Here is a 15042-nt window from a genome sequence, read left to right on the forward strand (position 1 = left end):
CCTTTGAGTAATCCCGACGGCGCTGCAGGCGCACAACAAAAAGGATCTTTCGTGTACAACCACCTCGACGGCCAGGCCCACCACGGGCCCGGTCGCGCCGCGTCGGAACCTGCGCGCCGCGGACGCCGTCTGCGGTCCTGGGCGCTGTCCGCGCTCTCGGGGACACTGTGCGCCGTCGCCGTCTTCGCAACGGTGTCGGTAGCGGGCATTGCGCCGTCGTCGGCGCGGGCCGACGACGTCCTCTCGTCGACGGTGACCGTGACGTCGAAACAGCAGCATCCTGCGCTCGCCGACGCCCCGATGCCTGATCTGTCGGTGACGGTGTCCCAGACGCGGGACCTCGGCGCCCAGGGCGTCCAGCTCAGTTGGACGGGCGCGAAGAAGTCAACGCCACCGAGCGGACAGATCGGCGGCGAGAACTTCCTCCAGATCTTCCAGTGCTGGGGCGATCTCCTCGGCTCCGACGGCAAGCCCGTGCTCGATGATGCCGGAAACCGACAGCCCGACCGCACCACGTGCCAGTACGGCGGATTCAACACCCCCGGTGCCGCCCGCGACGGTGTGCGCGAACCCGGCACAGTGGCGGAAGAGGACCGCCCCTGGTCGACGAACGCCGACGGCGACGACCCATTCGCCGCGCCGGTGACCGCCGTACCGTTCCGTTCGGCGACAGGCAAGACCATCGCCCCCATCGTCGACGGAAAAGCAGTTCCGGATGCCGGCAACCTGGCCAGCAACGAGTTCTACACCGCGAAGACCACGAACGAGATTTCGTGGGCGGGGAGCGGCGCCGACGGCTCGGGGGTGGCGAAGTTCGAGCTCCAAACCGCCATGCAGTCGACCGGCCTCGGCTGCGGGACAGCCACCACCGATTCGACGGGAAAGACGGTGGGCGCCGGGTGCTGGCTCGTGATCGTCCCTCGCCCGAAGAATGATGTCGGTCAGGCGCACATCACCAGCTCGGGTCTGTTCTGGGATGCGTGGAAGCATCGTCTGGCGGTCCATCTCGACTTCAAGCCGATCGGGGTGCGGTGCGCGTTCGGTGCGGCCGAACGTCAGCTCTCCGGCAGCGAGCTCGCTGCGATCGCGGTTCGCTCGTGGCAGCCCTCCCTCTGCAACACCAAGGGCGGCTCGATCTACTCCCTCCTGACCGGCAGCGAATCCGATGCGCTGACGGCCGCGAACACTTCGAGCGCAGCGCCTTTGGCTCTGGCATCCGAGCCCCTTCCTGCCGAGCAGGGCGCAGGCCTGGTTTACGCGCCAATCGCATTGACCGGCGTGACCGTGGGATTTGCGATCGATCAGAATCCGCTGCCGCTGGATACCGTCCCCGCAGACGTGAAGAACAGGGCCGCCCTCCCGTTCGAGTCTCTCAAGCTCACGCCGCGTCTGGTCGCCAAGCTTCTCACCGCCTCGTACCGTGACGCACTCCCATACGGAGCCGATCTCTCGCACATCGGCTATAAGATCGCCGCGAACGCTGGACATAACGCCGCGAACCTGACCACGGACCCCGATTTCCTCGCCGTGAACGACTCCGCCTGGAAGTATCAGGGGTTCCGGAGCCCGGGCGTGGCCGACCTGCTCATCCCCCAAGGGCGCAGCGATGCTGCGCGGGCCGTCTGGCAGTACGTCCTAGCGGACGCCGATGCCCGGTCGTTCCTCGCAGGCGAGGCCGATCCTTGGGGCATGATCGTCAACCCGTGGTACGCGACCGACGCCGCGAAGAATCCCAGCGGCTTCGGGCTGACCCTGCCGCGCGAGGATTTCCCGAAAGCTGATCCCATCGAGGCGCCGGGGGAGGCCGGCGGAGCGGCCCCGGTCAACCTCGTCACGTGGCGTCCCTACACGAACGACCTCGAGTCCGGGGCGTACCTCACTCTCCGCGGCGACAACCAGCAGCTGGGCTCGTGGGATCCGTTGAGCCTCCCGCCGAAGTACACCAAGGCGGGGCGCGATCTCGCGGGCTCGCAGAAAGTCCTCAGTCTCACGGACACTTCGTCCGCGCAGCGTTACCAGGTTCTCACCGCCTCACTGAAGAATCCGGCTGGCACCTTCGTGGCTGCAGACGCACGGTCGCTGACCGCCGCCGCCGCCGCTATGACCTCCGCCGACAAGGTCGACGGGGTCGTGCACTTCGACCCGACCTCCGAAGTGGCTAAGTCGGCGACCGACGCGTATCCCCTCGCCCTGCCGGTTTACGCCGCGACGAACCGCGACAAGATTGATCAGCAGACGCGCGCCGCCTACGCCTCTTTCATCCGTTTCGTGGTCGGCGACGGGCAGACAGCGGGGTCCGAAGACGGCCAACTTCCCGCGGGATATGCGCCGATCCCCGCCGATTGGGGCAACCGGGCTCGAGCAGTTGCCGACGTGATCGAGAACGGCGCACCATCCCCGGCAACCTCCACCCCGTACGTCCCTGCGGCCGCGACCACCGGGTCGGCGTCCGGCGGCGCGGCGGGCTCCGCGCAAGCGGTCGCCGCGGGATCGTCGTCGTCGCCGGCCGGTGCCACCGCATCGAGCGCGGTCACCGGTGCGAGCGCCGCCCCCCTGGCCGGGGGGAAGACGCCCGACGACCCCGACACCGGGGCCATGGCGGCAGCCGTTCCGGCGAGCGCCCTCGCGGGTCTGGTCGGCGCCCTCGGCGTCCCACTCATCACCCGCCTCCGACGACGGCTCACCTGACCGGTCCGCGTCGATCCTCTGACTTTCCTTCCCGCGTCACCCGAATAGCAGTTCTGCCTAGTAGCACCACCACGCAGTAACAACTCAAGGAGAAACAAGAACATGAAGTTCAAGAAGGTCGCCGCGGTCGCCGCGGCCCTGGGTATCGTGATGGCCGGCGTGGCCATCGCGGCGCCGGCCAATGCCGAGCCGGTCTCGAACAGCTACACGCTGGTCGGCTCGGACACCCTGCAGGACGTCGTCAACGCCCTCACCAACGGTACCGACGTCACCGGTGCACGCGTCCGCGTGACCGCCAACAACCAGACCGTCGGCTCGTTCGACGCGTTCGGTTCGAGCGCCATCCAGGCCAAGCCGGGTGGAGAGTTCTTCGGTCGCCCGTCGGGCTCGGGACAGGGGCTAAACGCCCTCTCGGCGTCCATCAGCGGCAACACCTACACCGGCAACGCCGCCATCCCGAAGAAGAACATCACGGGCCAGGTCGACATCGCTCGTTCGTCATCGGGCTGGGGCAGCAACGAAGACACCGCCAACGGCAAGCTCGCTTACGTCCCCTTCGGCCGCGACGCGGTCGGCTTCGCCTATAGGGGCGGCACCTCGGCCTGGGCGCATCTCACCCTCGACCAGATCAAGGGCGTCTACGCCGGCACCATCACCTCGATCGACGGCGTCCCGATCAAGCCGATCCTTCCGCAGAACTCGTCGGGTACCCGCAAGTTCTTCCTGAAGGCTCTCACCGGTAGCGAAACGGGTGCGGCGCCCGGCGTGTCGGCGGGAACCGAACGCGGTCAGTACAGCAACACCTCCACGGCCGAGAACGATGGAACCGTCCTGCAGGCGGGAGAGATCATCCCGTTCTCGGTGGCCAACTGGGTCGCCCAGTCCAACGGGGCAACGGGTGTGAACACCACCGCCAACGTGTCGTTCGGCGGTGCCCAGGGCTCGACCGACCCGTTCACCGTGGCCGACGGCAAGCTCGTCCCCAACGCCGCCTACTACAGCGACGCCACCTTCGGTCGTGACACCTACCTCATCGTCGAGCGTGCCCGCATCACCCAGGGCAACGCTAAGTACGACGCGGCTCTGACCAATCTCGTCAAGCCGGGAACGTCAGGTGTCGCCTCCAGCCTCGCGGGCTTCAGCACGAACCTCCCCACCCAGCCCGGAGCCGTCAAGCAGGTCTTCGGCTTCCTGCCCCCCTCGAGCTACGTCATCCACTACGCGTACGCCACCCTCCCGTACTGATCTGCACACCTCTTGAGGACCGGACTTCCATCATGAAGAACTCGTTCAAACTGGGCCTCGCGGCCGTCACCGCGATTGCCCTCTCGCTGAGTGGCGCGGGCACCGCTTTCGCGGCCCAGACCACGACCACCACCGGCTCGACCGGTGCGACTTACGCCATCTCCGGAGACGACGGATCGATCATCCCGGAGGGCACCGTCCTCAACTGGGAGGACCCCGTTCTGCTCGTTCCCACTACCGCCAACATCAAGCAGACGTTCCCCGGTGACGCCTCGGCGACGAGCGCGAAGTTCTTCGCAGCCGCTCGTGGTTCTGAGCGCACGGTCTCGGGCTGGAAGGCTTGGGGTGACGCCGGATTCAAGGGCACGACGAAGGAGCTGCTGAGCCCCCAGGTCACGCTGGGAAACCTCACGGCGGGAGACTTCGCCGGTCTCAAGACCACCGGCGGTGACTTCAGTCTCGGTGTCGCGAACCTCAACAACAACGGGCTCAGCATCGCGGGCGGCGTCGCGTACTACGTGTGGATCCACGTCAATGCGGGTGGAACCTGGACGTTCGAGAACACGACGGCGGTCGCGGCCGCCACCGCCCCCTCCATCACCACGGCATCGCTCAACGCCGCGACGGTGGGTACGGCGTTCTCGCAGACGCTCACCGCCGACGGCACCGCACCCCTCACCTGGTCGGTCAAGTCGGGTGGCGCGCTGCCCGCCGGCCTCGCGCTCGACGCCTCCAGCGGCGTCGTCTCGGGCACGCCCACGACCGCGGGGGCGTTCAGCGTCACGATCGTCGCGACCAACAGCGCGGGTTCGAACGAGAAGGCCTTCTCGGGCACGGTGGCGGCTCCCGCTCCGACCGCTCCGACCAAGCCCGAGGGCTCGGCTACGAACAAGGTCGACATCGCCGACCCCGCCAAGGGTGCGAAGACGGTCACGGTTCCCGCCGGTTCCGCCAACGCGAACAAGACGCTCGTCGCCTGGGCATGGTCCGACCCGACCAACCTCGGCCAGGTCACGACCGACGCCAACGGCAACGCGACCGTCGACATCTCGTCGCTGCCCGCCGGTGAGCACACCATCGCGCTCACCGCCCCCGGTGACGCGACGTTCGCGGTCCTCGCGTGGGACACGATCACAAAGGTCTCGGCCTCCGGTGACACCACCACCGACACGGTCGACGTGACCGCCGCCGTGACCGCGAGCGACCTGTGGTCGCTCAACGCCGAGGCCACGAAGGTCGACTTCGGCAGCGTCGCGCGCGACAAGACCGCTCAGGCCTCCCTCGGCAAGGTCACCGTGGTCGACGACCGCAACGTCCTCAAGGGCTGGAACCTCGACGCCGCGTGGAGCTCCTTCAAGAACTCCGCGGGTGACGAGATCCCGGCTACCGCTCTCACGCTGGCTCCCAAGGCCTACGCCGGTACGCCGCTCGTCTCGGGCGTGACCCTCGGAACCACGGGCTCGAAGATCGCATCCAGCTCGGCGGTCTCCACGCTCACCTCCGGTGCGCTGTTCGACGCCGACCTCACCTTCAAGGCTCCCAAGGACGCCCAGACCGGTGACTACACCTCGACGCTGACACTCACGCTCACCTCCAAGTGAGCTGATCTCGGAGAGACCCGCTGCACGCCGTGCGGGGAGGCCGTCACCGGTCTCCCCGCACGGTGCGTCGGCGCCCGCGCCGTGACATGTCTCGGCTCGTTCCCCATCAGGCCTCGTTCACCCCCGCGACATGCCTACGTCGCCCCCATCTGCGGAGATATACCGTGCTCTCCACGACCTCGCGGCGCCGCTTCCCGGCTCTGGGTGCCGCTCTTCTCGTCGCTGCGGCGACGATCGCCTTCCTCGTCCCCTCGGCGCCCGCGACGGCCGCCGAGGGCGATGCCACGTCCGCCGCCACCGTCGGTGTCGCGACACGTCCCGCCGGTGAGGATGGCCGCCCCGACGGCCGCTCCCGGTTCACCTTCACCGCCGACCCCGGCCAGAGCATCACCGATCGCGTGCTCGTCGGCAACACGGGCACGCAGCGGCAGGACTTCACCGTCTTCGCCACCGACGCCTTCAACGGCGAAGACGGCAGCTTTTCGTTACTCGCCTCCGCTGATGCCCCCACCTCGGTCGGCGCCTGGCTGCGTTTCGATGACGGCAGCGACCGGGTCCGGTTCTCGCTCGCGCCCGACGAAGTGCGTCTTCTCACGTTCACCATCGCGGTGCCCGCCGATGGGACGCCCGGCGATCACGTCGGCGGTCTCGTGGCATCCGTCGTCGAAGACGGGCAGCAGGTCAACATCGACCGCCGCGTGGCGACGTCGATCTTCGCGCGCGTGTCGGGGGAACTTCAGCCGCAGCTCACGATCACCAGCTACGACGCGACCCACGAGGGCGACTGGTGGAATCCCGTGGGCGGGGCGGTGAAGGCGCGGTACACCGTCACGAACACGGGCAACGTCGCGCTGGCGGCCAACCTCACGAACGGTGTGAGCACGTGGTTCGGCATTCCCGCCACCGGCCTCCAGGGTGGCAGCATCCCCGTTCTGCTCCCCGGCAACACCTCGACCTACGAGACGACCATCGGCGGTGTCGGGCAGTGGTTCTATCTCGACGCGCGAACGGTGCTGAGCCCGTTCGTCGATTCCCCGGACATGACGCAGCAGCTCTCGGTCACGCCGGTCTCGCGCGATGCGGTGACGTTCGCTCCGCCGTGGACGCTTCTGCTCCTTCTCGCGCTCGCCGCGATCGTCTTCGTGCTTCTGCGGTGGCGTCGCCGGCGTGACGAAGCGCTCGCGCAGCAGTGGGTCGATTACATGGAGCACGCCACCGCGTCCGACGCGAACCGCGCAGCAGACCTGCGCGTGGGCGCCCCGTGACGCCCCGTCGACGCGCGTCGCGGCGACTCGTCGTCTCTCTGGCGCTCGCGGCCGTCGCGGCAGTCGGTCTCGCCGTTCCCGCTTTCGCGTCCGATACCGATTCGGGTACGCCGCTGACCGTCAGCATCACCGACGGATCGACGCCGTCGCCTTCGCCCTCCTCCTCGTCGACGACCGGTTCCGGCCCCGGCACGGGCACGTCGTCCGGCGGATCGTCGACGGGTGGCTCGTCGACGGGCGGCTCGCGCGGCACGGGGGGCTCCACTGGCGTGGGCGGGTCGACGGGCGCAGGAACTTCCTCGGATCCGGGGACGACGCCGGCCGGACAGACCACCCCGGCGAACGAGGTGAGCGTCGGCGGCGGGCTCTTCGTCAGTGGTCTGAACGGCAACGGGATGCCGGCCGTCAATCCCGCGGACGGCACCGTGGACATGTGGTTCACGGTGCGCAACTCGTCGACGAAGCCGGTCGACGCCACGGCCGATTTCTGGATGGAGGGCACGGTCTTCTCCAACCGTCTCGATGCCCGCGACGGCGTTCCCATCACCGCTCTTCAGCCGGGGGAGACGCGGGTCGTCGCGGCGACCCTGAGCGGGGCGGGACAGTGGACACTCGTCTCGGCCCACGTCACCTTCACCCCGCCCGAGACCGTGGACGCAGCGGCCGCGACCTCGGTCACGCGCGATGCGCTCGTGCTGGTGTTCCCGTGGTTGATCGTGCTCGTCGCGGTCGCGATCGCCCTGGCCCTCGCGATCGTGCGGGTCGTCCGCGCGGCTCTTCCGCCGGTCCCCGCGGCGGCCGTGTCATGACCCTCTTCGAGGAACGACGCACGACGGACGGGGGCGGCTCTCGCGTGTTTCAGCCGGCACCCCCGCGTCCGCCGCGCCGTCCACCGCGTCGGCGACCGGAGTACGCGCCGTTGTCTCCGGTTCAGGTCTTCGTCCGTGGGACGCTGGCTTCGATCGCGGTTCTCGTCCTGGTCTTCCTGATCAACCTCCTCGTGGTCAGCCACGTAAGCCACTTCGCCTCGCAGCAGCAGTTGCGGGACACGTATCGCGCTCAGCTGGCGGAGGGCACCGCTCCCGTGAGCGAGGGCGACTTCGAGGATCACCTGCTCGTCGACGGCGCGCCCGTGGCGCTGTTGTCGATCCCTCAGCTCGGCATCGACGAGGTGGTCTCCGAGGGCACGACGTCCGGCGTCCTCACGCGGGGGCCCGGCCATCGTCGCGACACGGTGCTGCCCGGGCAGGCGGGCGTCAGCGTGATCATGGGGCGCACCGCCGCGTTCGGCGGGCCTTTCGCGCGCCTGCAGACCCTGCAGCCGGGCGAGACGTTCACGGTCCGTACGGGTCAGGGCGAGCAGACGTTCGAGGTCCTCGGCGTCCGATACGCCGGGGATCCGACCCCGCCCGCCCCCGTGAGGGGCGAGAGCCGGCTCATCCTCATGGCCGCCCGCGGCGCGCCCTACCTGCCGACGGGAGTCGCGTACGTGGATGCCAGGAGCACCGGCGACGCGCAGCCCACGGGTGCTCGTCAGACCACGTCGATGGCTCTCGCGCCGCAGGCGAAGCCGATGGCGACGGACATGACGACGGTGTGGGCGCTGGTCTTCGCGCTGCAGTTCCTCGTCGTGGCCGAATTGCTCGCCGTGTGGGCGTATCGGCGTGTGGGCTGGCAGAAGACGTGGGTCGTCTTCACCCCCGTCCTTCTGCTGGCGAGCGTCTTCGTCTCGGACCAGCTCATCCGTCTTCTTCCCAACCTCCTCTGACCGGAGTACCCGAATGTGCCCCATCATCGATCCCGAGCCTCGTGACCAGCGCGGTCCCGAAGACGATCCCTCGTCCTCCGCGTCGGATGCCTCGGAGGGCGCCGAAGACGCCTTCCGCACAGACGTGCTGAGCCTCGAGCACCACACGCCGGATCCGTTCATGACCGACGTGGTCTCGGCGGACGAGCTCGACCTGCTCACGCAGACGACTATGGGGGCGGTGCCGACCACGGTCGTCCTCCCGCCCGAGGGTTCGGTCGCCTCGCAGGCCCGCCGCGCACGACGCACGACGCGTCTGTTCGGTCGATCGGTCGCCGCGGGCGCCGACGAGGTCACCGACGTGATCTCGCCGGACGCCGGTGCGTACCCCTCGTTCGCCCCGCCGATGTCGCCCGTTGCCGCCCCCGTGGGCGCGGCTCCGACCACGTCGGCGGGATACACCGTGTCGTCCGCGTCGGTCCGAGCCTCCGCCGTCTCGCTCCTCGGGGGCGCATCGGCGACCCCGGAGCGCCTCGCCGAGGCGGAGCGCCTGGTCGCCGAGGCGGCGGCGCGGCCCCCGTTGTCGGAGCTCGATGCGCGGTCGATCTCGGCGTGGTTCGGCGATCATCAGGTCCTCCTCGATGTGTCCCTCACGATGCCCGCGGGGCAGGTGACCGCACTCATCGGTCCCTCGGGCTGCGGCAAGTCGACCTTCTTGCGCATCCTCAACCGCATGCACGAGCTGGTGCCCTCGGCCGCCCTCGCCGGCGAGGTGCTGTTGGACGGCGACGACATCTACGACCCCGGTCATCGGTTGATCGACGCGCGCAAGCACATCGGCATGGTCTTCCAGAAGCCGAACCCCTTCCCGGCGATGTCCATCTACGACAACGTCATCGCGGGTCTGAAGCTCACGGGTCGCCGCGCCGGGCGAGACGAGAAGGACCACCTCGTCGAGACGTCGTTGCAGAGCGCGGGGCTGTGGAAAGAGGTCAAGGACCGCCTGCGAGCACCGGGTGGGGGACTGTCCGGCGGGCAGCAGCAGCGTCTCTGCATCGCTCGATCTCTCGCGATCCGCCCCAAGATCCTGCTCATGGACGAGCCCTGTTCGGCGCTCGACCCCACCTCGACCCGCGTGATCGAGGAGACCATGGGCGAGCTGCAGAAGGAACTGACGATCGTCATCGTCACGCACAACATGCAGCAGGCGCAGCGCGTCTCGCAGCAGTGCGCGTTCTTCCTGGCATCCCAGGGGCAGCCCGGTCACATCGTCGAGCACGGCGACACCGCGGCGATGTTCGACTCGCCCATCGATCCGCGCACCTACGACTACGTCAACGGACGCTTCGGATAGGACGCGGCGCATGACCCTTTTCGATGAGCGGACCGAGGTGTTACCTCCTGCGCGGACGCCGGAGGTTCCCGAACAGGCTCGTCCCGGTTTGGGGCTTCGTGTGGCGGTCCTCGCCGTCGTCCTCGTCGTCCTGGCGACGACCGCCTTCGCGACGGCGGAGGGGCTCATTCGCTCCGAGCGGGAGCGGGCCATCGTCGCCGAGGCGAGGACCATGTTCGCCCTTCCCGAGAGTCAACGCATCGAGGTCGACATCCCCGGTTCCGTGCTCCTTCAGGAACTCGCCGGACGCTTCGACAGTGTCGGGGTCACGGTCCGAAGCTTCGCCGTCGGGCCGGCCAACTCCGACTTCATGATGAATCTCGAAGGACTCGAGGACGCCGACGGCACGTGGACGGTCGACCACCTCTCCGGGGCGTTGACGCTCTCCGCCGCGCAGGCGACAGCGCTCGTGGTCCCTCCCGAGGCGCAGGGTGCGATGCGGATCGATTTCTCCGGCGGTGACATGGTCTTCGGAATGTCCGTGCCGGGCGGCGCGACTCCTCAATCGGCGAGCCTCGCGATGACGCCGCACTTCGACAAGGGGAGGTTCAGCATGGGGATCACCTCGGTCACGGCGGGTGGCGAAACGATGTCCGCCGCAGAGATGGGTGCGAAGACGGGCGTCGATCTCGCCGCCCTGCAACCCGCCCCCGTGTGTCTTGCCGAGGCGCTGCCCCGCTTCCTCCGGGTGCGCGACGTCGGCGTCACCGACCAGAGGTTCCGCATCGACGTCGACGTCGACCTGCCCGCGGCCGAGACCGAGACGGGGAGCGAACCCGGCTCCTGTCCCTGAGAACCCCGGATGCCACGGCCCGGTGCCCGCGCGATGCGGGGGCCGTGGCATCCCGGCTCTCGTCCGTGACTACCGCCGTGCTCGGGCCCGCACGCGTGTGACGCTCGACAGTGTCGCGCGCACCGGCTGGCCCAGGTAGATGCCGAGCGAGGCGCCCACCGCCAGGGCGATGCCGATGGTCGCGGCCCCGGCGAGCGTGGTCACCCCGGTCATGAGCACGGTGGGGTCGTCGCCCGACTCGACGATCCCGAGCAGGCCGCGGAACACCGCCGCGCCGGGCACGAGGGGCAGGATCGCGGCGGTCGTGATCGCGACCGAGGGTACGTGCAACCGGTAGGCGACGACGATGCCCGCGAAGCTTCCGACAAAGGCGCCGACGCCGCTGGCGGCGGCGACTTCGAAGCCGAGGCCCGAGGCGGCGACGTACCCCGCCCACGCGACGAGGCTGAGGGCGGCGCTGACGACGACGATGCGCGCGCCGGCGCCGTTGTACACGGCGACGGCGATCGCGATGACGGCCGCGCCGACGAACTGCACGCTGACCGGGCCGAGGGGGAGGGCGTTCGACGGGGGAGACATGCCCATGCCGATCACGCGCACCGTCTCGAGCCCGGCGAGGATGCCGAGGACGACGCCGAGGGTCTGCGTCGTGAGCTCGAGGATGCGTCCGGTCGCCGTCAGGGCGAAGCCGTCGATGGCATCCTGGGCCGCGCCCACCACGGTGAGTCCGGCGAGCATCAGGACGATTCCGGATGCCACGATCACCGACGGCCGGATCGCCGCGGCCGCGTCGAGGCCCGTGTAGCGCAGCAACGGGGACAGGGCGGCGAAGACGGTCAGGACGAACCCGCCCGCGATCTGCGCGAAGAAGTACGGCACGCGTGCCCGCGCCATCACGTACTGCGTCGACGCCGCGAGGGCCGCGGCGATGAACGACAGCACCAGGGCAAGCCAGTTCGCGCCGAACATGATCGCGACCCCGGCCGCGAGAGACGCCTGCGAGGCGATCACGATCGCGGGGCGGTAGCGGAAGGGCAGTCGGCGGATGGCGCGGCAGCGCACGACCGCGTCGTCGAGCCCGAGACCGCCGGTGATCTCCTGCACCAGAGCCTGCAGACGCTGCAGCTTCGCGTGGTCGGGCACCGAACCGCGCACCACCCGCAGCAGGGTGATCGGGTGGGTCGCGCCGGGGCGGCTGTGGGCGATCGTGATCGAGTTGTAGGTGACGTCGACGTGCACCGGATCGAGCCCGTAGGCCGCGCACACCCGCACGATCGTGAGGGTCACCTCGTTGGCGGGAGCGCCGACGACGAGCATGGTCTCGCCGATGCGGATGGCGAGGTCGAGGATGCGCGTCGAGAGCGCCTCGTCGATGACCGGGATCATCGTCGTGTCGGGCGACGAGGCCTCGTCGACGTGCACCAGACGGCGCAGGGACGACAGCAGCCGCCGCGGGGTGGGGGACAACCGCGAGCCTCCAGAGAACGGGGGAGTGGGAGCGCTCGATCCTATCGACGGGCCCCGCGGTTTCGCCGGGCGTCGGCGCATGACAGAGGCGGTATGCACCCGCCTCTAGGATGATCCTCGGGCGCGGCACGAGCGCCGGCGTCGTGACACCCCGACGCACGACCCCTCCGGGAGTTCTCCTCATGGCTCTGATCGTCCAGAAGTACGGCGGCTCGTCCGTCGCCGACGCCGAGAGCATCAAGCGGGTCGCCAAGCGCATCGTCGACACGCGTCGCGCCGGCCACGAGGTCGTCGTCGCGGTCAGCGCCATGGGCGACACGACCGACGAGCTGCTCGACCTCGCGGGCCAGGTCGCCCCGATCCCCGCGCCGCGCGAGCTCGACATGTTGCTGTCCAGCGGAGAGCGCATCTCGATGGCCCTGCTGGCCATGGCCATCCACTCGATGGGCTTCGAGGCCCGTTCGTTCACCGGCAGCCAGGCGGGGATGATCACGGATGCCACGCACGGCGCCGCCCGCATCGTCGACGTCACGCCCGTCCGACTCCGCGAGGCGCTCGACGAGGGGGCGATCGTCATCGTCGCCGGGTTCCAGGGCTTCAACCGCGACACCCGCGACATCACCACGCTCGGTCGCGGCGGATCCGACACCACGGCCGTCGCGCTCGCCGCGGCGCTCAAGGCCGACGTCTGCGAGATCTACAGCGACGTCGACGGCATCTTCACCGCCGACCCCCGCGTCGTCCCCCTCGCGCGCAAGCTCGACCGCGTCGGCAGCGAAGAGATGCTCGAGCTCGCCGCCAACGGAGCGAAGGTCCTCTACATCCGCGCGGTCGAGTACGCGCGGCGCCACGGCGTGCTGATCCACGCGCGGTCCACGTTCAGCTCGAACGAGGGCACCTGGGTGCTCGACGCTTCGAAGACCTCCGCACTCGTCCCCGAAAGAGGAGCCATGGAAGAGCCCATCGTCGCCGGCGTCGCCACCGACCTCAGCCAGGCCAAGATCACCGTCATCGGCGTGCCCGACGTGCCCGGCAAGGCCGCCGACATCTTCAAGATCGTCGCGAAGTCCGGTGCCAACGTCGACATGATCGTGCAGAACGTGTCGGCGGCCGCCACCAGCCGCACCGACATCTCGTTCACCCTGCCCAAGACCGACGCCACCACGGCGCTCAAGGCGCTCGCCGGTGAACAGGCCGAGGTCGGTTTCGAGAGCCTCGTCCACGACGACCAGATCGGGAAACTCTCGGTCGTCGGCGCCGGTATGCGCACGCACTCGGGCGTCTCGGCGACGCTCTTCGAAGCGCTGAGCCTGGCGGGCGTCAACATCGAGATGATCTCGACGTCCGAGATCCGCATCTCGGTCGTGGTGCGCGGCGTCGACCTCGCCGAGGCCGCCCGTCTCGTGCACACCGCGTACGGTCTCGACGGCGACGCCGAGGCCACGGTCCACGCCGGCACCGGTCGCTGACCGGGCTTGCGCCCGGCGGCGCCGCACGAAACTCCTGAATCTCGCCGTCTACGCCGCGCCACACCCACGCGATTCCGCCATCGTGCGGCGGATTCGCGACGGATTCTCGGGAGTTCGGACCGCTCTCGACGAACCCATCCCACCGCTCGCGCTACCCTGACCCGAACACCGCCGTCGCGGCATCCATCACCCGAATCCCAGAGGTATCTCGCATGACCCGCATCTCCGATTCCGGAATCTCCCTCGCAGTCGTCGGCGCCACCGGCCAGGTCGGCACCGTCATGCTCGAGATCCTCGCCGAGCGTTCGTTCCCCATTCGCGAGCTGCGTCTGTTCGCCACCGCTCGCTCCGCCGGCACCTCGATCGATTTCGGTGGCCACTCCGTCGTCGTCGAAGACGTCGCCACGGCCGACCCGGCAGGGGTCGAGGTCGCGCTCTTCTCCGCCGGCGCCACCGGTTCGCGCGCCCACGCCCCCCGCTTCGCCGAGGCGGGCGCGCTCGTCATCGACAACTCCAGCGCCTGGCGCATGGACCCCGAGGTGCCCCTGGTCGTCAGCGAGGTCAACCCGCACGCGATCGACGAGGCCGTCAAGGGCATCGTCGCCAACCCCAACTGCACGACCATGGCCGCCATGCCGGTGCTGAAAGTCCTCGACACCGAGGCGGGCCTCGAGCGCCTGATCGTCAGCACGTACCAGGCCGTCTCGGGCTCCGGTCTCGCCGGCGCCCAGGAGCTGCTCGGTCAGGTCGAGGGCGTCCTCGCCCAGGGAGAGGTCGAGCGTCTGGTCCGCGATGGTTCGGCCCTCGACTTCCCGACCCCCGAGAAGTACGTGGCCCCCATCGCCTTCGACGTCATCCCGTTCGCCGGCAATCTCGTCGACGACGGCCTCAACGAGACCGACGAAGAGAAGAAGCTGCGCAACGAGAGCCGCAAGATCCTCGAGCTGCCCGAGCTTCGCGTCGCCGGCACGTGCGTGCGCGTCCCCGTCTTCACGGGCCACTCGCTGAGCATCAACGCCGAGTTCGCCCGCGACCTCTCGCCCGAGCGTGCGCGCGAGCTCCTCGCCGACGCCCCCGGCGTGCGCTTGGAAGAGGTGCCGACGCCTCTGCAGGCCGCGGGCACCGACCCCAGCTACGTCGGCCGCATCCGCGCCGACCAGTCTGCTCCCGAGGGTAAGGGCCTCGCGCTCTTCATCAGCAACGACAATCTCCGCAAGGGTGCCGCGCTCAACGCCGTGCAGATCGCCGAGATCGTCGCGCAGAAGCGGCTCGCCAACGCCTGAGACACGGCATCCGGATGCCGCGTGCGAGGTGTCTCGACATCGAACCGACGGTTCTCTCGATGTCGAGACACCTCTCGGCTCGCACCTAGAA

General features: G+C 69.2%; 11 protein-coding genes. 10 read left to right on the forward strand and 1 reads right to left on the reverse strand.

What is annotated here, in order from left to right; all coding sequences use genetic code 11:
• Positions 1-51: 51 nt before the first annotated feature.
• From QBE02_RS14840 to QBE02_RS14875, 8 genes are all read left to right on the forward strand, one after another.
• Positions 52-2688, forward strand: coding sequence for a hypothetical protein (locus QBE02_RS14840; RefSeq protein WP_279366417.1), 2637 nt, complete (start codon positions 52-54; stop codon positions 2686-2688).
• Between the two features lie 102 nt (positions 2689-2790).
• Positions 2791-3933 carry a substrate-binding domain-containing protein gene (locus QBE02_RS14845; RefSeq protein WP_279366418.1) on the forward strand — a complete coding sequence of 381 codons (1143 nt, stop codon included), beginning with the start codon at positions 2791-2793 and terminating at the stop codon, positions 3931-3933.
• Positions 3934-3965: 32 nt separating this feature from the next.
• The gene (locus tag QBE02_RS14850; RefSeq protein WP_279366419.1) at positions 3966-5534 is read left to right on the forward strand and encodes an Ig domain-containing protein; all 1569 of its coding nucleotides are present in this window, start codon (positions 3966-3968) and stop codon (positions 5532-5534) included.
• Between the two features lie 164 nt (positions 5535-5698).
• On the forward strand, positions 5699-6799 hold the full coding sequence (locus QBE02_RS14855; protein WP_279366420.1) for a hypothetical protein: 1101 nt from the start codon (positions 5699-5701) through the stop codon (positions 6797-6799).
• Positions 6796-7608 (forward strand): hypothetical protein, encoded by an 813-nt coding sequence (locus QBE02_RS14860; RefSeq protein WP_279366422.1) that lies wholly within the window; start codon positions 6796-6798, stop codon positions 7606-7608. The genes QBE02_RS14855 and QBE02_RS14860 overlap by 4 nt, the downstream gene beginning before the upstream one ends.
• A gap of 110 nt (positions 7609-7718) precedes the next feature.
• Positions 7719-8567: a sortase gene (locus QBE02_RS14865; RefSeq protein ID WP_279366423.1), complete on the forward strand. Its 849-nt coding sequence runs from the start codon at positions 7719-7721 to the stop codon at positions 8565-8567.
• Positions 8568-9126: 559 nt separating this feature from the next.
• The gene (locus QBE02_RS14870) at positions 9127-9900 is read left to right on the forward strand and encodes a phosphate ABC transporter ATP-binding protein (protein WP_225310381.1); all 774 of its coding nucleotides are present in this window, start codon (positions 9127-9129) and stop codon (positions 9898-9900) included.
• A gap of 100 nt (positions 9901-10000) precedes the next feature.
• Complete coding sequence (locus QBE02_RS14875) at positions 10001-10732, forward strand: LmeA family phospholipid-binding protein (RefSeq protein ID WP_279366424.1); 732 nt, start codon at positions 10001-10003, stop codon at positions 10730-10732.
• A gap of 69 nt (positions 10733-10801) precedes the next feature.
• Here QBE02_RS14875 and QBE02_RS14880 read toward each other — a convergent pair whose 3' ends face one another.
• Positions 10802-12199 carry a threonine/serine ThrE exporter family protein gene (locus QBE02_RS14880; RefSeq protein ID WP_056229506.1) on the reverse strand — a complete coding sequence of 466 codons (1398 nt, stop codon included), beginning with the start codon at positions 12197-12199 and terminating at the stop codon, positions 10802-10804.
• Between the two features lie 182 nt (positions 12200-12381).
• Here QBE02_RS14880 and QBE02_RS14885 point away from each other — a divergent pair, with 182 nt between their 5' ends.
• Together QBE02_RS14885 and QBE02_RS14890 are read left to right on the forward strand one after the other, a co-directional pair.
• The gene (locus tag QBE02_RS14885) at positions 12382-13668 is read left to right on the forward strand and encodes an aspartate kinase (protein WP_074695711.1); all 1287 of its coding nucleotides are present in this window, start codon (positions 12382-12384) and stop codon (positions 13666-13668) included.
• Positions 13669-13880: 212 nt separating this feature from the next.
• Positions 13881-14951: an aspartate-semialdehyde dehydrogenase gene (locus QBE02_RS14890; protein ID WP_074695712.1), complete on the forward strand. Its 1071-nt coding sequence runs from the start codon at positions 13881-13883 to the stop codon at positions 14949-14951.
• Positions 14952-15042: the final 91 nt, after the last annotated feature.

Origin of the sequence: Microbacterium testaceum (genome assembly GCF_029761935.1) — a bacterium.
Taxonomy (GTDB): domain Bacteria; phylum Actinomycetota; class Actinomycetes; order Actinomycetales; family Microbacteriaceae; genus Microbacterium; species Microbacterium testaceum_A.